Source organism: Enterobacter sp. JS8-1 (assembly GCF_049187015.1).
In the GTDB taxonomy this organism is placed as follows: domain Bacteria; phylum Pseudomonadota; class Gammaproteobacteria; order Enterobacterales; family Enterobacteriaceae; genus Enterobacter; species Enterobacter mori.
Genome location: NZ_CP185805.1, coordinates 1016895 through 1038103, shown reverse-complemented (window position 1 = coordinate 1038103; position 21209 = coordinate 1016895). Strand labels below are relative to the sequence as shown.

The window sequence follows — 21209 nt, the reverse complement described above, 5'->3', positions numbered from 1 at the left end:
CAACAAAACAGCACCAAGCGTAGCAGGGGATCTCTGCACCGAAATGTAAAGATCCCAGGCCCATGCCGAATCACCCTGTAATAACTAAATATTAACCCGTGCTTAACATTCACGATGCGTTAAAAGTGTGATTCAGGCACGGTTTTGCGTGGTTTAGGAATTTAATCAGGACTTATCGGGATCTTCGTAACGCCGTTTCGCATCCAGCGCTTCTTGTTCGGTTTCATGTTCGCTGATCAGCGAATCGGGTTTGGGGTGATCGGCACGCAGCTGATACCAGGTTACGGTGTGGTCGGCATGACCTTTTTCAACGGTAACAATGCGTGCTTCACGCGGATAGGGAGGTCTGGTTGGCATAGCTCATCCTTTTTTTATATCTGAGCTATGAGTATAGACGGCAGTTAGCTGGCGCAGGCCAAACGAAGGGCGGTAATAATCTGAATAACAACCTCTTCAGGTGAAGCCGAGGCATCCACAACGTGGTGTGCCGCCTCGCGGTATAACGCATCGCGTTCCGCAAGCACCTCACTCACTTCTTCGCTGAGCGGCTTCGCGGTCAGCGCAGGACGCTGCCCCTCTTCCGGAAACGCTTCAAGACGTCCAACCAGGGTAGAGACCGCCGCGCAGAGATAAATCACAATCCCTTTTTCGCGCATAAACTGCCGGTTGTACTCCGCCAGGATAATGCCCCCGCCGGTTGCAATGATAGTCGCAGGTGACGTTACCGCTTCCAGCGCGGCGGTTTCACGCGCGCGAAAGCTCTCCCAGCCCTCTTTTTCGACAATCTCTGCGATGGTTTGAGCCGCATGTTCCTGAAGCCAGTGATCGGTATCAACAAATTGACTCTGGCACACGCGCGCCAGTTCCAGGCCAACGGTGGTTTTCCCACAGCCACGAGGGCCAACTAAAAAGATGGGTGGGTTCATAACCAGGTGTTTCCCCTTGATGCCGGAAGGCTGAAGACTGTAAAGAAATGATTGCAGAAGATGTTGCGTTTACTTTACTGCAAAGCGGTACGGGATGACAACCCTGTGGAGGCCACACTGTACCACATTTTGACAATGGTTATCATTACGCCGTGCGGCGCTTCACTTCCAGCAGCCATTTATCCAGCTCGGCAGCAAACTGCTGACGGTCACGCTGAGACAGGCTATCAGGCCCGCCAGTCTGCACGCCGCTGGCGCGCATGGTGTCCATAAAATCGCGCATGGTGAGCTTTTCGCGAATGGTCGACGGCGAATAACGTTCACCACGCGGGTTCAGCGCTGCCGCCCCTTTCTCCAGCACTTCTGCGGCCAGGGGGATATCCGCCGTGATCACTAAATCCTCGGCGCTGCACAGACGCACAATCTCGTTATCCGCCACATCGAACCCGGCCGGTACGCGCAAAGAGCGGATGAACCGGGAAGGCGGCACGCGGATATTCTGGTTCGCCACCAACGTTAATGGCATCTGCACGCGCTCGGCGGCGCGGAACAAAATCTCTTTAATCACATTCGGACAGGCATCCGCATCAACCCAAATCGCCATATTGTCACCCTTGTATCGCATTGACGGCTATTGTCGCCTGCTTTTCGTTGTTAAGCTATAAGCCTATCAATCAGAGATAACAACGCATAATAACGGAGAGACGTGATGGACAAGAAAATCGGGTTTATCGGCTGCGGTAACATGGGCAAAGCCATCCTGGGTGGCCTGATCGCCAGCGGGCAGGTACTGCCGGGACAGATTTGGGTCTATACCCCATCACCGGATAAAGTCGCGGCGTTGCATGATGAGTACGGTATCAACGCCGCCGAAAGCGCACAGGACGTCGCCCAGGTCGCGGATATCGTCTTTGGTGCCGTGAAGCCGAATATCATGATCAAAGTGCTGAGCGATATCACCTCCAGCCTGAATAAAGAGACGCTGGTGGTGTCCATTGCCGCCGGTGTGACGCTCGACCAGCTGGCTCGCGCGCTCGGTCACGACCGTAAAATCGTCCGCGCAATGCCAAATACCCCTTCTCTGGTCAACGCCGGGATGACATCTATCACCCCTAACGCGCTGGTCACCGCCGAAGACGTGGCGGATGTCCTGAACATTTTCCGCTGCTTCGGTGAGGCAGAAGTCATTTCTGAAGCGATGATCCATCCGGTTGTCGGCGTAAGCGGTTCGGCCCCCGCGTATGTCTTTATGTTTATTGAAGCGATGGCGGATGCTGCGGTGCTGGGCGGTATGCCGCGCGCGCAGGCGTATAAATTTGCCGCGCAGGCCGTCATGGGCTCAGCCAAAATGGTGCTGGAGACGGGTAAACATCCGGGTGAACTGAAGGATATGGTCTGCTCTCCGGGCGGCACAACGATTGAAGCCGTGCGCGTGCTGGAAGAGCGCGGATTCCGTGCTGCCGTCATCGAGGCAATGGCAAAATGCATGGAAAAATCAGAGAAGCTGAGTAAATCCTGATAAACAGAGCCGGGCGTCAGGCTGCCACTTCGGTGCGGCTTCGTCCGGCATTTTTCGCTTTATAGAGGGCAATATCTGCTGCTTTTAACCATTCGCGGTAGTGTCCGAATTGCGGTCCCCAGGGGGCAACCCCGACGCTAATACGGATCCTTTCTGAAGGGGCTCCGGGTAGCGGCATGTTGACCAGACGTTCGTGTACGCGGGACATCGCGGCAATAGCACTTTCCGCAGGCGTACCGGACATAATCACGGCAAATTCATCGCCACCAAAACGGCCAATAAAATCACACGAGCGTAGCGTCAACTGCAGCTGGCGGGTGATAGCCACTATCGCTTCATCGCCGACGTCATGGCCCCATGTATCGTTAATGCTCTTAAAGTGATCAATGTCGATGAGCAATATTGTCGCCGTTTGATGGCTGCGACGGCATTGCTCATATTCATTGCGCAAAAGCGTTTCCCAGTGGCGGCGATTGAACACCCCCGTCATCCCGTCGCGCGTGCTCATTAGCTCAAGCCGCCGTTTATGCTCAGCCAGCCGAACCGCCGTCCGATGACTGACCCATGCAAACAGCATCGGGTACAGCATCAGAACCGGTAGCGTCAGCCACCACTCCAGCGGCTCAGAATAAAGCGTAATCATGCTGCCGTTCAGCTGCAGCGTGACCATAGCGGAAAACAAGGTAATGATAATACCGGCAATAAACAGCCGAAAACCGCCTGATCCCATCATATTCATGCCGATCATCATGATCAGCGCCGCCGTGGGCAGCGCATTCAGGCCCATCAGGCCAATCCAGACACCGGCGATGATTGCATCTACCTTCAGGTTAACGATTTCACTGCAAAACGGTTTGGATGAGCGGCAGGCAAGTTGCCAGGCGAGATGTGGCCAGACGAAGGCCCACCCCACCAACAATAACCACCAGCCTCCTGGGAGAAAATGGGTAACCAGCACACCCGCAATCGGGAAAAACATGGCTGCCAGCCCCACCACGCGCGCCAGCCGGATCCGCCGGCAGAATCGTATCCCGGAGCGGTGTGAGTCATCCTGAGAAAGATGTTTATTCCACTCTTCCTGAATGCTCTCTTTGTTGTAATAGATTTCATCATTCATCATTTTTGGGAATATTCTGAAACATTTTCCCAAATTATAGAGAGGGGGATTTCGGGGAAAGTATGAAATTTCGGGTGAGCCGCGACGGCAACTCACCCGTTAGAACTACACTTTTTTCTTCAGACAGGCGCTCATGAACTTACTGCGGTCATCCCCTTTCAGGGACTGCTCGGTTGCCTTCGCATTACACTCGCGCATTTTTTGCTGCTGCGGCGTCAGGCTTTTTTCATCCGGTTTCGAGGCACCGTTTTTAAGGCAGTCGCTCATGTAGGTCTTACGGGCATCTCCCTTCAGAGATTGCGAGGTCGCCTGTTGATTACAGGTTGTCATACGCTGCTGTTGGGGCGTTAAAGTCTTTTCTTCCGCATGCGCAGAAGCCATCAAGAACACGCCTGAGAGTAAGGTAACCAGTATTGTCGTTTTCATTGCACTATCCTTTATGTGAATTTCCACTCTAAGTCTGGTTCGTGACGGGGAAAATACCACCCGGCAGCCACGATTTCCGCCGGGTGACGAACTTATTTCAGCCCCAGAGCGGCCTTCATGGTGTAGAACAGATCGGTCTGGTCAGTCAAACCCACCACGTTCGCAGCATGTGGGCCGTACGCCGTGATGCGCAGCTGTGTGCCGGTATGTTCCATAGACTCTTCTTCAGAATTGCCATAGCTCATCACCATCACGGCACCGTCTTTGGTCGTCAGCGCCTGCGTCAGACCCGGTGCTTTGGTATCGGGAGGGATAATCTGGCTGGAATGCGCGTGGTCAGCGGTGACCACCACCAGCGTGTTACCGTCTTTCTTCGCAAACTCGAGCGCTTTTTGCACCGCTTCGTCGAGATCCACCGTTTCGCCAATCTGCCCGCACGGGTTCGCCGCGTGGTCTTGCTTATCGATTGACGCCCCTTCTACCTGCAGGAAGAAGCCTTTTTCGCTCTTGCTCAGAAGAGAGATGGCTTTGTCCGTCATCGCCGCCAGCGTAGGAACGCTGTCATTCCGTTTCGGGTTTGGCGTACAGGTCACCGCTGGCTTATCGATATTGCCGTGGTAAGAGGCTTTTGGCCCTTCCCAGCGCACCGGCATGTTGCCGTCAGAGAAAAGTCCCAGCAGCGGTTTGTCCTGGTTTGCTTCGGTAATCACCGCCAGAGAAGCCGCATCGCTTACCAGCTGATAGCCGCGCGCCTGCGCCTGCTCGCGCAGCGTTTTACCCTGCCACTCACCGGCCGTCGCCGTTTCGGCAAAGGTTTTCGCCCCACCGCCCAGCGTCACGTCAGGGCGCGCGTTCAGCATCTGTTCTGTAATCGAGCCTTTACCGCCGTTTTCCAGCGCATTGGTCGGACATTTTTCGCGGGTCACCGACGGGCCATAGCATTTACGCGAGGTCACGTGCGACATCAACGCGGCCGGGGTGGCATCCTGAAGCTCAGCGGTAGAGACGTTGCCGGTTGCCAGCCCCGCCGCTTTCGCCATTTCCAGAATGGTTTGATGATCTTTCTCGTGAATATCGACGCCCAGCGCACCATTATAGGTTTTCACACCGGTTGCCCACGCCGTTGCTGATGCGGCTGAATCCGTGACGTAATCCGGTTTACCGGTTTTTTTATCCAGCGAGTAATGGGTATATTGTCCCGTCAGAGGCAGCGCATCGATGCCTTTAAAATAGCCGCCCGCCCCTTCGGCATAATTTCTCGCCGCCGTAATTTCGGAATCCCCCATTCCGTCGCCAATCAGCAGAATAATATTTTTAGCGGGGTTTTCATTCAGAGAAGCTCGAATGGCGGCAGTCTGATCCTCTGAGAGACGGCGCGCACCACCGGGCTGGGTGATATCCCCCTGCGCAGCACGATGTTCGAGGACGTTCATATTCGCGGTTTCAGCGTGAATAGCGGGGGCAAATAACAGTGGGATTAATGCGATAAAAAGCGCGCTCTGTTTCACTTTATTTTCTCCATGTACAAATACATAAAAATAAAAACAGAGCGACTATAGGCAACCGGCATGACATTTCTATGACAGCCCGTCACGCATTGTGACAGTTTAGCTGCGCGGATGCCTTAACAGCTTTTTTATGTATTGATGGAGCATTTCGGCGTCCTCAGGTGGAACCTGTGAATCAGGTTTGGCGTTGTCCAGCGCGCTTTCAATGCTGTCAATTAACGCCTGTTGATCCTGGGAAGCCATATGTCTGAGTAGCGCGGTGACGACTATTTCCAGTGCCTCAACCTGGGCGACCAATTCTTTCGACTCTTCTTCCTTTTGTGCAAGCTTAACCAACAACTCAGTAATGAGATTCTTCATGGTGCTATTTCCTTATGGGTTTTTCCTGAAATTAGCACTCTCAATGATTTATGCAAAGAGGAGAAAAGTATTATCTTATGCAAAAGTGACGTTACGTCAAAAATAGCGTAGCGCGCACCGTAGCGAAACGTTTTTCTATAACAACTGGCCGCTTTTTGTTATATAAAAAAGCGGCAGCCATAAAAATATATAATACATCCCCAGAGTTAACGGGCTCCTTTTGCCTCCGCTAATTGTCTGCGACGACGCAGTGCAATAGCCAGCTGGATAATATTTATCAACACCACCACTGCCGTCGCGGCAAATACCCAACGGAAACCGGCCATCGCGGAAACGGATGCACCAATAAGCGGACCGGCGACGTTGCCCAAATACATAAACGACTGGTTGTAACCAAAAATACGCCCGGTGACCTGGTCACTGGAATATTTCACCAGCAGTGTTTGCACGGCGGGCAACATGGCTCCATCGGCAAAACCAAGCAAGAAGCGCAGAACGCCAAGCTGAAGCGGGGTCGTTACGAACGACATAGCGAAAAAGAGTATGACCGCAAATATCAGTGTGGCCATCAGGATGCGCGCCGTGCCAATCCTGTCGCCCAGTTTGCCAAGCCGCGGCGCAGAGATCAGCGCCGACACGCCAGGCACCGCCGCAATCAACCCCGCGAGAAAGGCGATATTATTGCTGCCTGGCTCCATCGACTTGATAAACAGCGCCAGAATAGGCCCGACGGAACCATTACACAGCTGGATCACCATGGTGGTGACAAAAAGGCTGATCATCAGGCCGGGATAAGGCAGCGAGGCAAAGACCGCCCTGCCGCTCAGGCGTTCTGATTTGCTGACAACGGGACGGCCCCCTTCTTTGATCAGGAAAAGCGTCACCAGAAAACTGATCACCAGCAGTATCGCGGTGATGAAAAATACCGCGCGCAGCCCCACGTGATCCGCGAGGAAGCCCCCCAGCAGCGGACCGCCGATGACCCCGCTAATCTGCGCGGTAGAGAGCGTACTCAGCGCCCAGCCGCTACGTTCACGCGGCACCTGCGAGGCCACCAGCGCCATCGCGTTGGGAATATACCCGGAAGTCAGCCCCATGATTGCCCGCAGGATAAACAGCTGCCAGACGTTGGTGGCAAAGGCCTGAAGCAAAATGGCGATCGCCATACCGAGGGATGCACGCAGCAGCATCAGCTTGCGGCCTTTTCTGTCCGCCAGGCTCCCCCACATCGGCGAGACGATGGCCGAAACCAGAAACGTGACGCTGAACGTCAACCCTGACCACATAGAGAGCGCTTCATGGGAGGTCACCCCCAGCTGAGACACGTACAGCGGCAGAAAGGGTAAAATCTGGCTAATGGCCAGTCCGGTAAAGAAACAGCCGAACCAGACCGAGATGAGGTTAACTTTCCAGGATTCCATAACAGAAATAGTCTTCATTTTTAGGCGAATTCGCCGACAGATTAGCAAGTTACGCGCGTTGACGTCGCACCAGAGATGCGGCCTTGCTGACTTTAGTGTTTTATCTTCCCAGTCATCATATTTGTGAAACAAGTCACAAATTATCCATTTTCTGACGAAAGATTATGCTTCAGCGACACAGGCCAAAGCCACGCATCCCAAGATGGAAATGATTAGCGTGGGCCGCGTTATATTCAGGCCCCAGACCGTTACCGTAATAGCCACAGCTCGCCGCCAGCAGAGCCTGAAGCCATGGCTGGGTTTTAGCCGACGACCAGCCCCTCAGAATGGTGATCCGCTCACCGTTTGTCAGCCGAAATGCGCTGATGTCCAGCGCCTCTGCCGTGGCATGTTCACTGCGACGCGCATCCGGGCGGCCGTAAATATTACGACAGGCATAGCTTCCCAGGTGGTCGATGCGCGTAAGCTCGCTGCCCATCCAGCTTTTCGTCAGCGGTCGGGCCTGCTGGCTGACAAACAGCGCAGAGCTTAATGCCAGAGGGCAACTGGCCAGAAAACTGCTGTTCAGGCTGACCGGACCGAAGTTACTCACGCGCACCACGTTACTGAGCGGGCATGCTCCCGCGCTGTCAGCCACCGGCTGCGTGCGGATAAGCGCTCTTTGATTTGCTTCGGTTAACAAGCGTTCGCAGGCCTCCGGCGTTAAGCGCCGAAGCTTAAACTGGGTGATTTTTCCGGGAGGATCGTCAAGGGTAAGCGGCGTAAAAGGGTTGTAATGAGACGGCAACCAGCGGTAACCCGCCGTTGCGACAGCCACAATAATCAAAACGGTTAGCAGACTTTTTCCTTTCACGCGCCCCCCACGATAACCCCAAAACATTATGGCAGAAGGCCGCGAAACCCGCAGGGCATCGTGGTATGTTATTGGCTTTTCGACAGACTGGAAGAGAGTGAGATGGCAAAGCAGCGCGTAGGGATTGTCTTTGGGGGAAAATCAGCAGAGCACGAGGTGTCATTGCAATCGGCCAAAAATATTGTCGATGCGATCGATAAAAGCCGTTTCGACGTGGTGCTGCTGGGTATTGATAAACAGGGTCAGTGGCATGTTAACGATGCCAGCCAGTACCTGATCAATGCTAACGATCCGGCGCACATCGCCCTTAATCCTTCAGAAACCAGCGTCGCGACCGTACCAGGCCTGGTTCAGGGGCAATTTATCAACGCCGGTAATGCGCAGGCGCTGGCTCAGATTGACGTTATTTTCCCTATCGTGCACGGCACGCTGGGCGAAGACGGCTCTTTGCAGGGGATGTTGCGCATGGCGAACCTGCCGTTTGTCGGCTCCGACGTGCTGGGCTCCGCCGCCTGTATGGACAAAGACGTCACCAAGCGTCTGCTGCGCGATGCCGGGCTGAATATTGCGCCGTTCGTCACGCTCACCCGCGCCAACCGCGAAAAATTCGATTTCGCGCAGATTTCCAGCCAGCTCGGCCTGCCGCTGTTCGTCAAACCGGCGAATCAGGGCTCCTCCGTTGGCGTCAGCAAAGTCACCACCGAAGCGCAATTTACCGACGCCGTGCGCCTGGCGTTTGAGTTTGACCACAAAGTGGTGGTTGAACAGGGTATCAAAGGCCGCGAAATTGAGTGCGCCGTGCTGGGGAATGATTTCCCACAGGCGAGCACCTGCGGTGAAGTGGTGTTGAACAGCGATTTCTACTCTTACGATACCAAATACATTGATGATAAAGGCGCGCAGGTTGTGGTACCTGCGGTTATCGATCCGGTCATCAACGATAAGATCCGCGCGATCGCCGTAGAAGCTTATCAGGCGCTGGGCTGCTGCGGTATGGCTCGCGTTGATGTGTTCCTGACGCCGGAAAACGACGTGGTCATCAACGAGATCAACACGCTGCCAGGCTTCACCAACATCAGCATGTATCCGAAACTGTGGCAGGCCAGCGGAATGAGCTATCCGGAACTCATCACTCGCCTGATCGAACTGGCGCTGGAGCGTCACGCCGCTGACAGCGCCCTTAAAAGCTCCGTAAACGGTTAATCGGTTTTCTTCACCGTTTCCGTCTCTTCCGCTGTCGTCTCTTCAGGGCGACGGCGGATAATCAACCCTGCCAGCCAGAAACTGATGACCCAGGTGACTAGCCCCACGGCATAGGTTTGCCAGCCTTTTGCCTCAAACCCCAATAGCCCCACAACACCGTTAAGAATAAAGATCAGCCCAATAGCAAAGGCGTAGTAATGCCAGTCACGGCGTAGTTTGGACGTGAGTTTCATAACAACTCCGGCAGGAAAAAAAGACATCCTCTCACAGTTTTATGGCCGGGTCTGTGGCGAATGCGGAAATTCTGAAACGCGACGCAATTTCACTTAAGTGATCAAATTGTGATGTGATGCAGAAATCATCAATCCAGGAGCATTCCTGAGGGTAAATTACCACGATTCTGATATTGACAAATGCGATGACCTGTCAAACTCACCCTATACGAAACGTATAAAACAGAGTGACATTTCGGGAGGTCTTTATGGCTGATTTTACATTGTCGAAACCGATTTTTGGCGGCAAACAACCAAAAACCTCCACGGCGGGTAATATCGCCTATGCCCTGTTTGTGCTGTTCTGCTTCTGGGCAGGCTCACAGCTTCTCAACATGCTGGTTCATGCGCCAGGCGTTTATGAACATCTGATGCAGGTTCAGGATAGCGGGCGCCCACGCGTTGAGATCGGTTTCGGGGTAAGCACCCTGTTTGGCCTGGTCCCGTTCCTCGTCGGGTGCATGATTCTTGGCGTCATTGCCTTAGTGCTTCGCCTGCGCCGTCGTTTCTAAAGCCCCATACAGCGAGCCCGGCGGTCATCGACGCGTTTCGCAAACCATGCAGTAGTCAGGTTACGCGTGATCTTTGGGCTCTCGAGCTGAATTCCGGGCAGGATAGCCCTCGGTAACGCTTTTCCACTTTTCTTCTCTGCCAGCGCAAAGACCTGTTGATACAAATCCGTTTTCTCAAACGCCAGACTGTCGCCCTTCTCCAACTGACGGCGAATATCGCTGTTGCTCATATCCAGCTTTGTCGCCAGTTTGCGCACTGCACGTTCGGTCGTACCCGCTTCGCTGCTGCCGTAGGCAATCAGATCGCCATCCAGCGCCAGCTTCACCCCGGATGCCCGGCTCACGGCATTCTGGAACGCTGCGTTCCTGCTGGCATACCAGCCCGCGTTAAAGTCTGCAAAGCGGTACAGCGGCTCGCTGTAATTCGCCGGGTAGTTAAGAAGGTGATAAGTGCCAAACCAGAGCCCGCCGCGCAGGGAGAAGACCTCCTGACGCACCGTTCCGTCAATTTTCCACGGATAACCGTCGGTATGTTTTTCTGCAAACGCGATGCTGACCTGCATCGGACCGCCGGTGTGTACCGGGTTAAGCGAGCCAAACAGTTTTTGCCCCATCGGCACCATGTTGATGAAGTCATCAAAAATGGCGCTTAGCTGTTTCTCGGTTTTCACCGTATCCAGCCTATCGCTATAGCTTTTGCCGTTTGGCGAGGTGATTTTAAGCGCGGTATGGACCAGGAACACCGGGATATGCATCGATTCCGCGCGGCGGTCGATCTCTTTCCAGGCAATTTTGTTCAGACCCGGCACGACCGGGTCTGACTGGTACATGGATTCCTGCTGCGCCACCGCCAGCACCGAGCAGATATTCTCCTCGGTAGGGGCAATTTTCTGGCTTTCAAAGGTCTTTGCCAGCGCGTCCGCCCACGCATTGCGATCCTTCACGCTGGAGGGCATTTTTTGCCGGACAACGCTCGCCACGTCCACGGGCTTTTCCCCTTTTTTGAGTGGTGCGGCCCCTTTCTCGGCACACCCCGCCAGTACCAGGGCAGCAAGTAAGGACAGCGATAACGTACGCGGTACGGCAAAAGACATAGCAACTCCCTGTATTAGCTCAATGTGTTGGTGACTTCCTGCAGATCTTTATCGTCCAGCTCACGCTCGAAACTGCGTAAACGTTTATAGATGGACATCAGTTCCACCAGCGTGGTCCAGGAGCTGATCAGATACTGGAACGAACCGCGCACCTGACCAAAGACGTTGGTGATCTGCGTCATCAGGCCCAGCGTAATCGTACCCGCAACAATCGACGGGAACAGCAGGAACAAACCGAAAACGTTATCAACCTGCAGATACAGAATGCGCGCAATGTTGAAATACATATAGTGGAAATAGAGGCGGAAATAGTTGCGACGCACGGCGCCAAACAGCTCGCGAACGGTCGGTGGCGAGGCGCGGTTAGCATCATCTTCGCCGTAGACCAGCTCTTTACGGTAGGCCGCTTCGACACGCTGATTTTTAAACTCCAGACCCGGCAGCTTGATGCCGACCACCGCCAGCAGCCCCGTGCCCATCAACGACCAGACAATCGCGGCGATAACCAGACCATACGGCAGGTGACCAATAATCGGCAGCTCCGGCACGTGCGCGGAAAGCGTCACCAGCACCGGCAGGAAGGCGATCAGCGTCATAATGGCGTTGATAAAACTGACACCCATGTCTTCAAGCGTAGAGGCAAAACGCATGGTGTCTTCCTGCACACGCTGCGCGGCACCTTCGATATGACGCAGGTGCTGCCAGTGCGCCATATAGTGTTCGTTCATGGCGGTACGCCAGCGGAAGACATAGTGGCTAACGAAGAAATTGTTCATCACGCCAATGATGACCGCAATCAGGGCGATGCCGAGGAAGATACCCACCTCATGGTAAAACTGGTTAATCGTCACCTTATGCGGGGAACTCAGCGCCGTCTGGATCAGATCGTAGAAGGGGGCATACCAGGCGTTCACCGCCACGCCGACTTCGACCAGGAACCAGGTCACAAAGATGATCAGCGAGGTGCCCAGAATCGACCAGTATTGCCAGCGGTGTGGAGAGTAGATAAACCAGAAAACCGCAAACAGCCCCACGCAGACCGTGTAGTAGGCATAAAACAGCAGGTAGCTGAGCGACCAGAAGCGCGCGGCGCTAATTGGCACCTCACCCGTTCCCCCCGTAATACGCGTCAGCCATGCGCCACCGCCCGCCTGCCAGAAAATGACAGCTATCAGTGCCCAAATAAATGCCGACAGGAAAAAAGGCCCCGGCTTTGGGAAAAAAGACTTAAACATTGTGCTTCCTTTTTGTTGTTCTGGCTGTTGCTGTGCTCAACACATCGCCACACGAAAATCTGACCTGAGCCCACCAGCGGCGCAGGCAAAAAGGTCAGACCCGTGGGTTTATTATTAGTTCGCTTTCCAGTTTTCGAGAATTGTTTCGGTGCGTTTCACCGAAGGTGGATTGGCAGGGGCGATGAAGTTACGCCAGACATCGTTGTAGTGGGCAATCAGAACCTGGGCTTCCGCCGCCGGGCGATTGGCCGTGGTGTGGGCATCTTCAGCAACCGTGATGTGGTAGCCCCGGCTGACGCCGTTTTTGAGGGTGGCATCGACACAGTAATCGGTGGCACAGCCGCAAATGACAAACTCGCGAATGCCCTGTTCACGCAGCAGCGTCTCAAGCGCGGTGTTATAGAAGGCATCACAGGCGGTTTTGGTGACGTACAACGCACCTGCTGGCTGATTGAGCTCAGGAAGCAACGCAAACCCTTCACTTCCCTCTTCCAGTCCCCCGGCTTCGGCATGCTGGATAAAAACCACCCTGTCGGCTGCCTGCGTAAGCTGGTTGATCAGAGAGACACATTTCTCGCGCTGATGACGCGGCGTCTCGAATACCCCGTTCTGCATATCAACCACCATAACCACACGCTTTTCAGACATACCGTTCTCCGCAAGATTAAGTCGCACTGGTGCCTATCATAAGCCCGATGTCACAAAATGAGATCCTGGCCGCAAGTAAATTGTTCATATTTACCCATGGTTACGTTTTTCTCGCTATCGTTATGCAATTCGGGCCTTTGCAGCTTACCGATTAGTAGTATAAATACCCCTAACTTTCCTTATTTACTTGATGGATGCTTTTCGTTGAAACGTTGTCTGCTCTCTTTCGCCGCGCTATGTGCGGTGAGCTTTTCCACCGCCCAGGCAGCGCAGCCGCTGACGGCCCCGGTTTTAGCCTCTGATATCGCCGATCGCTACGCGAACCTGATCTATTACGGTAGCGGCGGGACGGGAATGGCGCTGGTGGTCATTGACGGTAACCAGCGTGTGTTTCGCAGCTTTGGTGAAACGCGCCCGGGGAATAACATTCACCCGCAGCTGGATTCGGTGATCCGTATTGCCTCCATCACCAAGCTGATGACCAGCGAAATGCTGGTGAAGCTTCTCGACCAGGGCGTGGTTAAACTCGACGACCCGCTCAGCAAATACGCACCACCCGGCGCTCGCGTCCCGACTTATCAGGGTGCACCCATCAGACTGGTCAACCTGGCGACCCACACCAGTGCCCTGCCGCGAGAGCAACCCGGCGGCGCGGCACATCGTCCCGTCTTTGTCTGGCCGACGCGCGAACAGCGCTGGAATTACCTGAGCACCGCGACGCTGAAAACCACGCCGGGTTCGCAGGCCGCCTATTCAAACCTCGCGTTTGATCTGCTGGCCGATGCGTTATCGACCGCTTCGGGTAAACCCTATCCTCAGCTGTTTGAAGAGCAGATTACCCGTCCGTTGGGGATGAAGGACACCACCTTTACCCCCTCCCCGGACCAGTGCCGTCGCCTGATGGTCGCTGAAAAAGGTGCCAGCCCGTGTAATAACACCCTGGCGGCGATCGGCAGCGGTGGTGTGTATTCAACGCCTGGCGACATGATGCGCTGGATGCAGCAGTTCCTCTCTTCGGATTTCTACTCTCGCACCCACCAGGCCGATCGCATGCAAACGCTGATTTATCAGCGTACCCAACTGACCCGCGTTATCGGCATGGACGTACCGGGTAAAGCCGATGCCCTCGGTTTGGGCTGGGTGTACATGGCGCCGAAAGACGGCCGCCCGGGCATTATTCAGAAAACCGGCGGCGGTGGCGGATTCATCACCTATATGGCGATGATCCCGCAGTCCAACGTAGGGGCGTTTGTGGTCGTCACCCGCTCGCCAAACACGCGCTTCGTTAACATGAGCGATGGCATCAATAATTTGGTTGCTGAGCTGAGCGCAAATAAAGCGCAGGTGCTGACGGCGTCTAACTGACCTAATAGTCCGCGGGCAGACGGTTGATGCTAACCAGTTTGCCCCGGCTCATCGTAATATAATTACCCTGCCGCAGCGCTGCCAGAACTTCCGCGACCACAGAGCGAGAGATCCCTGTGCTACGCTGAATATGATTCATAACGCCAATTTTTGAGCGCAGCGTTTCATCCCACTCGTCCATATTAATGAGCATGGCCCGGATCTGGCTGTAAGAGTTATTCCCCACCAGTTGCATGTCACGTTTACCCAGATGATGGTTGATCCACGACAGCCAACAAAATGCGTCTTGCCAGAGTGAGGCTTGCTGAAGCCGTTGGTACAGTGAAGAGGCCGGTAAATAAAAACCTGAGCAATGTGAATGCGCCATCATCACATATTCTTGATGGCTATTATTTACCCACGCGCTTAAACCATAAATATAGGGTGCCTTTGCAATACCCACGAGAAGTTCATCTGACTTTCTGTGGATGGCAACGACGCCGGTTTGTATTACAAATGTGTATGGAACATCATCCTCATTATTAGCGGTTGAAATTAATTTCTGTGGCGCGGTCTTAAAAGGGGTGCTGGCGACTTCCAGGCACTGTACGATCCGGCTTAATTCAGAAAGTGGCTTCGCATTAACATTCATGCAGACCTCAAGTCATCTGTATCTGTCGGTTCTCGATTATTTTTAATTGTTATATAAAAAAGCGGGGGAAATATTCCCCCGCTTTTTATATTTTACCAGGTATATTTCACGCCCAGATTTGCACCCCAGTTCTGGTCAACGTCGCCGCCACCGAGATAAGTTGCATCAGTATATGCACTGAAGTTCTTCGTGAAGCTGAACTGCGTGCCCAGACCCACTCGAACCGCGGAACCTTCAACACCGTTGTCGATGCTGTCGTCATTCACATCAGCATTGTTGTCGGCATCGTCATACACGTAAGCCAGCTTGAAGTAAGGCGTCAACGCCTGCTCTCCGCCGTAATTGAAGGTATAACCCGCATCTACGCCAAGCTCATAACGCAAGCTGTCGTATGACTGCCCATCAATTCGCATGTCGTTGCTCAGCTGGTAGTCATCCCCAGACTGGAACAGGCCGGATACCGCCGCGTAAGGCGTGATGTAGCCAGAGAGGTTTGGTTTCCAGTCGTAGCCCAGTTTCATCCCAAAGCCGACCGCGTCGGTCGTGGTGTCACCGTCAACATACTGACCGTTGCTCATGGTAGCGGAGAGATCGTTGTTGAAGCGGGTGTAGCTCAGGGAGCTGTCGAGGAACAGATCGTTCATGAACTTCGCTGACGCGTAGACCATCGCACTCTGACTGTCCTGATCAACCTGACCGGTACGATCGCTGATATCGCCCTTCGCGAAGCCTGCAGCACCACCGACGATCCATTTCGCATTGTTACCGTCAATCTGGGTATCCAGACCGACCATAATGCCGCTCACGTCCTGATCGTAGCTAACGTTGCCATTATCAGCGTCGAAGTTACCACCGAAGTAGCTCACCCACGCTCCGCCGTTATCCGCCAGGCCGTGGCGGCTGTTGGTCAGACGCGTGCCGACGGTATCCTGCTGCAGGTTCCAGATGTTGCTGTTAGCAGACGGGATGCTCAGCGCCATGTTGGCATAGTCAGTCAGCTCTTTCTGCTGCAGAACAACGGTGTCACCTTTCTGCTGCGCCTGATAGGTGTAGGCACCTAAATCAGCTTTGTTCGCGGCAGTAAAGCTGGCTGTGGTATCCGCGTTATTGTCATAGATGCGGACGATCTCTTTATTTTTGTAATCGGCAACGGAACCGGCACCGGTCGCATCATCGATGCGCACTTTGTAGTTACCCGCCACATCACCGTTTACCGACAGATGACCGTCAGAGTTCAGTGCGACGACACCATAGTCGTAGTCCGCTTTGTAACGATCGTTGGTAATGTAACGCGCGTTGTTCAGATCGCTGTTCAGCACATAATCGCGGCTGGCCACGTTCAGCACGCCGCCGTCGGTCAGCACCATGTTGTGCGTATCAACCTGACCCATACCCAGCGCCAGCTCGGCACCGTTGTCTACGGTGATGGTGTTGGCATACAGCTCAGCGGTCTCTTCAGTCAGCGCTGCACGGCTGTAGCTGTCCAGATACAGGCTGTCGGTCGCGACGGCGCCGCTGTCGCCGATATTCAGCGTTGAAGCATTGGTCAGCGTGATGGTGTCCGCCAGCAGGGCAGAGTTTTCAACATTGACCTGCGACTGATTATTCACTGTCAGCCCGTCGATGTTGGAGACTTTGCGGGTATCCCACTCGGAACCGTTATCCAGCGCCACGTTGAACAGACCGCTCTGATAAACCTCTTCACCCGCAACGTGACCGTTGGTGTCGAAGGTAGAATCAGGCCAGATGCTGTTTGGCGAGAGCGTATGCCAGTCGACATCGCTATAGCCCTGACCGTACATTTGCGCGGTGCCGATGGCTTCAACGCTGGACTGCGCTGCACCCACCCACTTGCTGCCGTTAGTCAGAGTGACATCCAGTGTATCGGTGCCATCCCAGCCGTTGGTGGTTGGGTTATACACACCGTCATCGGTGGTATCGGTTGCCGGGTCGCCATTCTCGTAGAAGTTGTTATCGAAGGTACTGGAGAACAGGATGTCACCTGTAACGGTGGAGTGATCGAACGTCGCTGTCGTCTGCATCGCGTTATCAGACGCGCTGGCAGCCACGATCAGCGCCGCGTCATCCGCCGCCGTCGCGTTGGTTTCACCGTAGTCGCTCGGCTTGGCCGTTTGACCATAGAAACCGCTGGTACCCAGATCGCTGTATGCGCCGGAGGTCAGCACGGAGTCTTTCACCACCAGGGTATCGGTAAAGATGTTGCTACTATTGGCAACGCCTTCCACACCGTCATACGGGGTATTATCCAGTTCCTGATAACCCTGCGTCAGCGTGATACCGGCTACGTGGGAGTTATTCTGAATAACGATATCAGACTCTACATCCAGCGTAATGGCGTTACCCAGACCGTAGGTATCCTGATAATGGGATTCGGTGGTGTCACCATTCACAACGTCATAAACATAATGCTCGTAGGTGTCATTGATGGTGCTGTTATCTACCGTCAGGCTAAAACGGTCATACTGCGTATGTGCAGTACCATCCGTCTCCGTGCCATCGGCACACGTCGTGGTCATACACTCAGACGTGATCATGCCGTTGATGGTGCTGTTGGAAATACTCAACGCGTTCGCCCGGCCATTAACGCCATCATCCAGATAGTATGTTGAAATAACACCGTTTACCGTGGATTTGTTAATCACCGGATAAATATCACCATCATGGGTGGCATCCGAGTAATCCCAGTCTGCATAACCATAATACCAGGGGGTAGAGGCTGTATTATCATATCCAAACGTATTATACGTCGTGCCGGAAATATCCTTCGCATTAGCCTGAGAAGCGATAGCCAGGGTGCAGGCTAATGCAAGTTGAGATACAACCAGTTTCTTTTTCCATGTTTGCATTGGGTCATCCCTCCTCAGGGACGTAAGCAAGTTTGTCCGTCAAATCATTTTGCAATGTTTAATTGCGGAGGGAATTATGCAGTTTCATTTCTAAAAGGTTCAATGAATGATTCAATTAAGTCCGTATCCAGACAACTCACGTCTAAAAAACGAAACAATAAGAATCACCCTGAATAAATGTTATAAAATCAGCAAATTACAATTCTATTTTATTGACCCAGCCAATATAATAAAAAACAATAGATCATTTATAATTATACCTTCCATTCAATTCAAAACTTCCGCCAATATTTCACGCCACCTAACAAACCATTATTCACTCTATAATAGAGACATTGGATGCAGCTTGTTTTAGCGCATTTCGCAACATCAAAATGCCCAATTTCGTAAAACACCCCCCTTCACTTTCATGTACACTGGTCTTCTTTGTTCCACAAACATCAGGCATACCATGACCGATTTAATTGCACGTCCCCGCCGCCTGCGCAAGTCACCTGCACTGCGCGCTATGTTTGAAGAGACAACCCTGACCTTAAACGATCTGGTGTTGCCGATTTTTGTCGAAGAAGAGATCGATGACTACAAAGCCATCGAGGCGATGCCGGGCGTGATGCGCATTCCGGAAAAACATCTGGCGCGTGAGATTGAACGCATCGCCCACGCGGGGATCCGCTCGGTGATGACCTTCGGCATCTCTCACCATACCGACGCCACCGGCAGCGATGCATGGAAAGAAGATGGCCTCGTCGCCCGCATGTCCCGCATCTGCAAAGAGACCGTGCCGGAAATGGTGGTAATGTCCGACACCTGCTTCTGCGAATACACGTCTCACGGCCACTGCGGCGTGCTGTGCGATCACGGCGTGGACAACGATGCTACCCTGCTGAACCTCGGCAAGCAGGCGGTCGTCGCTGCCGCTGCAGGTGCGGACTTCATCGCCCCATCTGCGGCAATGGACGGACAGGTTCAGGCGATTCGTCAGGCGCTGGACGCGGCGGGCTTTACCGATACCGCCATCATGTCCTACTCCACTAAATTTGCCTCCTCCTTCTACGGTCCGTTCCGTGAAGCGGCGGGTACGGCGCTGAAGGGCGATCGTAAAACCTATCAGATGAACCCGCTGAACCGCCGCGAGGCGATTCGTGAATCCCTGCTGGATGAAGCCCAGGGCGCAGACTGCCTGATGGTGAAACCCGCGGGCGCGTACCTCGACATCCTGCGCGACATCCGCGAGCGCACCGAGCTGCCGCTGGGCGCTTACCAGGTCAGTGGCGAGTACGCGATGATCAAATTCGCCGCGCGGGCAGGGGCGATTGACGAAGAGAAAGTGGTCCTCGAAAGCCTGGGCGCGATCAAACGCGCGGGTGCGGACCTGATCTTCAGCTACTTCGCGCTGGATCTGGCTGAGAAGAAAATCCTCCGCTAATCTTCACCAAACTGCAATACAACCGACATCTGCTCCTTCTACTGTCTTCGCAAGACGGCAGGAGGAGTAACCATGTTTAGCCTCGATAGCGTTCTCGACGATCTTTGGCCTCAGGCGAGGCCTGCCCCCTGGCAAAAAAGTCTGTTAAAAAGACTGTTTTACGAAGACGAATTTCAGCAATTTGCCGCAGCCCACCGCCACCTGAAAGGGCTGGATATGGTGGAGCAAGTTCTGGAACACCTTGATATTCTCTGCACCGTTTCCGCCCGCGATCTCGAACAAATCCCCGAACATGGCCCGCTGGTCATTATTGCCAACCACCCGACGGGTACGCTGGACGGGCTGGCGCTGATGTACGCCGTCTCCCGCGTGCGACGCGATGTTAAAGTCGTGACCAACCGGATGCTGACTCACCTTGAGCCCCTCAGTTCGCTGTTTATTCCGGTGGACAATATGGGCGGCAGGACGGCGAAAACATCCCTGGTTCAGATGGAACAGCATCTGCAAAACGCAGGCGTGCTGATCTTCTTCCCGGCGGGAGAAGTTTCCCGCCCGACGCGAAAAGGCGTCCGCGATAAAAAATGGCACTCAGGCTTTATCAAACTCGCCAGCAAGCTGCGCGTCCCGCTGCTGCCGGTGCATATTCAGGCGCATAACAGCCTGCTCTTTTATGCCAGCACGCTGGTGTCGCCAACGCTGTCCTTGCTGCTGCTGATGCAGCAGATGTTCCGCCGACGCCATAGCCAGCTGCCGATTAAAATCGGCCAGCAGATTGCGTGGCATCACTGGCATAGCGCCACCCTTTCGTCGCGTGAGATGGCCGAGCAGTGTCGTCAGCACGTGATGCGTCTTGGCAAGGGAGTGCCTGGCGTCTTTAAAACCCAGTGCGCCATTGCCCGTCCTGAAGACCGGGCTACGCTGAGGCGTGAACTGGCGCAGGCCGAGTGTCTGGGGAAAACCAGCGACGGCAAAACCATCTACCTGTGGCAGCGCAACGGGCAAGAAGAGGCTCCTCTGCTGCGCGAGCTGGGCCGCCTGCGCGAGATTGCCTTTCGCGCCGTGGAGGAAGGGAGCGGCAAACGCCGGGACACGGACAGCTATGATGACGATTATCTGCACCTGATCCTCTGGGATGAAGAGGATCTGGAGATCGTCGGCGCGTATCGCTTTATGCCGACCGCAAAACAGGTTGAACGTCGCGGTCTGGAAGGGTTGTACAGCTATAGCCTGTTCCACTACGACGACAAAATGCAGGACGTGCTGGAACACGGTATTGAACTGGGGCGCAGCTTCATTCAGCCGCGCTACTGGGGACGCCGCGGCCTGGATTATTTATGGTCCGGGATTGGGGCTTATCTGGCGCGTTATCCGCACTACCGCTACCTGTTTGGCCCGGTCTCCATCTCCGGCGGCTTACCGCCTGCTGCGCGGGATCTGCTGGTGGCATTTTACCGCCTGTGGTTCCCGGCAACGCATCCGCTAGCCGCCTCACGTCAGCCGTATCCCGCCTCGCTGCCGGACGTGCTCGCGCAGTTTGGCGGCGTGGATTATGTGGACGATCTGACGAAGCTGAAATCCCTGCTCGGCAATCTGGGCTGCGGCATTCCGCCGCTCTACAAGCAATATTCCGAGCTCTGCGAACCCGGCGGCGTACAGTTTATTGATTTTGGTAGCGACCCGGCATTTAACGACTGCGTCGACGGGCTGGTGCTGGTGGATTTGTGTTACCTGAAGGCGAACCGCTATCAGCGGTACATTGAGGCGCACCTTTAAATGTGCGGTTTTTCGTAGGCCGGGCAAGCGCAGCGACACCCGGTAAGAACGGT

21 protein-coding genes are annotated in these 21209 nt (G+C 54.3%); 6 read left to right on the top strand and 15 right to left on the bottom strand.

The genetic code is table 11. The annotated features are described in order from the left end of the window. Nucleotides 1-165: 165 nt before the first annotated feature. From yaiA to ACOQH0_RS04815, 3 genes are all read right to left on the bottom strand, one after another. Nucleotides 166-357 (bottom strand): protein YaiA, encoded by a 192-nt coding sequence (gene yaiA, locus ACOQH0_RS04825; RefSeq protein ID WP_010428011.1) that lies wholly within the window; start codon nucleotides 355-357, stop codon nucleotides 166-168. 44 nt (nucleotides 358-401) lie between these two features. Beyond that, nucleotides 402-926: a shikimate kinase AroL gene (gene aroL / locus ACOQH0_RS04820; RefSeq protein ID WP_010428008.1), complete on the bottom strand. Its 525-nt coding sequence runs from the start codon at nucleotides 924-926 to the stop codon at nucleotides 402-404. A 145-nt stretch (nucleotides 927-1071) separates the two neighbouring features. Next, nucleotides 1072-1530 carry a YaiI/YqxD family protein gene (locus ACOQH0_RS04815; protein ID WP_010428006.1) on the bottom strand — a complete coding sequence of 153 codons (459 nt, stop codon included), beginning with the start codon at nucleotides 1528-1530 and terminating at the stop codon, nucleotides 1072-1074. A 105-nt stretch (nucleotides 1531-1635) separates the two neighbouring features. Between ACOQH0_RS04815 and proC the strand changes: the two genes are divergently transcribed. Further along, nucleotides 1636-2445 carry a pyrroline-5-carboxylate reductase gene (proC, locus tag ACOQH0_RS04810; RefSeq protein WP_089599254.1) on the top strand — a complete coding sequence of 270 codons (810 nt, stop codon included), beginning with the start codon at nucleotides 1636-1638 and terminating at the stop codon, nucleotides 2443-2445. Between the two features lie 16 nt (nucleotides 2446-2461). On the opposite strand, the gene adrA is transcribed toward proC, so the two are convergent. The 6 genes from adrA to ACOQH0_RS04780 form a co-directional block, all read right to left on the bottom strand. After that, entirely contained in the window at nucleotides 2462-3565 is a 1104-nt protein-coding gene (adrA, locus tag ACOQH0_RS04805; protein WP_407586191.1) for a diguanylate cyclase AdrA, read from the bottom strand. A gap of 102 nt (nucleotides 3566-3667) precedes the next feature. Next, nucleotides 3668-3988 (bottom strand): phosphate starvation-inducible protein PsiF, encoded by a 321-nt coding sequence (psiF, locus tag ACOQH0_RS04800; RefSeq protein ID WP_126817385.1) that lies wholly within the window; start codon nucleotides 3986-3988, stop codon nucleotides 3668-3670. Nucleotides 3989-4080: 92 nt separating this feature from the next. After that, nucleotides 4081-5496: an alkaline phosphatase gene (gene phoA, locus ACOQH0_RS04795; RefSeq protein WP_421511651.1), complete on the bottom strand. Its 1416-nt coding sequence runs from the start codon at nucleotides 5494-5496 to the stop codon at nucleotides 4081-4083. Nucleotides 5497-5595: 99 nt separating this feature from the next. Continuing rightward, a complete protein-coding gene (iraP, locus tag ACOQH0_RS04790) occupies nucleotides 5596-5856 on the bottom strand; it encodes an anti-adapter protein IraP (protein WP_010427994.1) in 261 nt (86 codons plus the stop codon). A gap of 206 nt (nucleotides 5857-6062) precedes the next feature. Continuing rightward, entirely contained in the window at nucleotides 6063-7277 is a 1215-nt protein-coding gene (locus ACOQH0_RS04785) for a multidrug efflux MFS transporter (protein WP_421511650.1), read from the bottom strand. A 169-nt stretch (nucleotides 7278-7446) separates the two neighbouring features. Next, nucleotides 7447-8130: an extensin family protein gene (locus ACOQH0_RS04780; protein ID WP_421511649.1), complete on the bottom strand. Its 684-nt coding sequence runs from the start codon at nucleotides 8128-8130 to the stop codon at nucleotides 7447-7449. Nucleotides 8131-8232: 102 nt separating this feature from the next. Between ACOQH0_RS04780 and ddlA the strand changes: the two genes are divergently transcribed. Next, nucleotides 8233-9333: a D-alanine--D-alanine ligase gene (gene ddlA, locus ACOQH0_RS04775; RefSeq protein WP_010427989.1), complete on the top strand. Its 1101-nt coding sequence runs from the start codon at nucleotides 8233-8235 to the stop codon at nucleotides 9331-9333. On the opposite strand, the gene ACOQH0_RS04770 is transcribed toward ddlA, so the two are convergent. Then, a complete protein-coding gene (locus tag ACOQH0_RS04770; protein ID WP_010427988.1) occupies nucleotides 9330-9566 on the bottom strand; it encodes a DUF2754 family protein in 237 nt (78 codons plus the stop codon). The two genes, ddlA and ACOQH0_RS04770, sit on opposite strands and share 4 nt — an antisense overlap. Nucleotides 9567-9814: 248 nt before the next feature. Between ACOQH0_RS04770 and ACOQH0_RS04765 the strand changes: the two genes are divergently transcribed. Next, a complete protein-coding gene (locus ACOQH0_RS04765) occupies nucleotides 9815-10117 on the top strand; it encodes a DUF2755 family protein (RefSeq protein ID WP_108415685.1) in 303 nt (100 codons plus the stop codon). Here ACOQH0_RS04765 and ACOQH0_RS04760 read toward each other — a convergent pair. From ACOQH0_RS04760 to ACOQH0_RS04750, 3 genes are all read right to left on the bottom strand, one after another. Then, nucleotides 10114-11211: a DUF1615 domain-containing protein gene (locus tag ACOQH0_RS04760; RefSeq protein WP_221552369.1), complete on the bottom strand. Its 1098-nt coding sequence runs from the start codon at nucleotides 11209-11211 to the stop codon at nucleotides 10114-10116. The genes ACOQH0_RS04765 and ACOQH0_RS04760 overlap by 4 nt on opposite strands. 14 nt (nucleotides 11212-11225) lie before the next feature. Next, entirely contained in the window at nucleotides 11226-12446 is a 1221-nt protein-coding gene (gene sbmA / locus ACOQH0_RS04755) for a peptide antibiotic transporter SbmA (protein ID WP_421511647.1), read from the bottom strand. 114 nt (nucleotides 12447-12560) lie between these two features. Then, complete coding sequence (locus ACOQH0_RS04750) at nucleotides 12561-13094, bottom strand: isochorismatase family protein (protein WP_421511646.1); 534 nt, start codon at nucleotides 13092-13094, stop codon at nucleotides 12561-12563. Between the two features lie 204 nt (nucleotides 13095-13298). Here ACOQH0_RS04750 and ampH point away from each other — a divergent pair, with 204 nt between their 5' ends. Then, nucleotides 13299-14459, top strand: a complete 1161-nt coding sequence (ampH, locus tag ACOQH0_RS04745; RefSeq protein ID WP_089599247.1) for a D-alanyl-D-alanine-carboxypeptidase/endopeptidase AmpH — start codon at nucleotides 13299-13301, stop codon at nucleotides 14457-14459. Nucleotide 14460: 1 nt separating this feature from the next. On the opposite strand, the gene ACOQH0_RS04740 is transcribed toward ampH, so the two are convergent. Then, nucleotides 14461-15090 (bottom strand): helix-turn-helix domain-containing protein, encoded by a 630-nt coding sequence (locus tag ACOQH0_RS04740; protein ID WP_421511645.1) that lies wholly within the window; start codon nucleotides 15088-15090, stop codon nucleotides 14461-14463. 92 nt (nucleotides 15091-15182) lie between these two features. Then, on the bottom strand, nucleotides 15183-17957 hold the full coding sequence (locus ACOQH0_RS04735) for an autotransporter outer membrane beta-barrel domain-containing protein (RefSeq protein ID WP_421511644.1): 2775 nt from the start codon (nucleotides 17955-17957) through the stop codon (nucleotides 15183-15185). A 451-nt stretch (nucleotides 17958-18408) separates the two neighbouring features. Here ACOQH0_RS04735 and hemB point away from each other — a divergent pair, with 451 nt between their 5' ends. Together hemB and ACOQH0_RS04725 are read left to right on the top strand one after the other, a co-directional pair. Further along, nucleotides 18409-19383, top strand: a complete 975-nt coding sequence (gene hemB / locus ACOQH0_RS04730; protein WP_421511643.1) for a porphobilinogen synthase — start codon at nucleotides 18409-18411, stop codon at nucleotides 19381-19383. 72 nt (nucleotides 19384-19455) lie between these two features. Beyond that, nucleotides 19456-21156: a lysophospholipid acyltransferase family protein gene (locus tag ACOQH0_RS04725; protein WP_421511642.1), complete on the top strand. Its 1701-nt coding sequence runs from the start codon at nucleotides 19456-19458 to the stop codon at nucleotides 21154-21156. Nucleotides 21157-21209 lie beyond the last annotated feature (53 nt).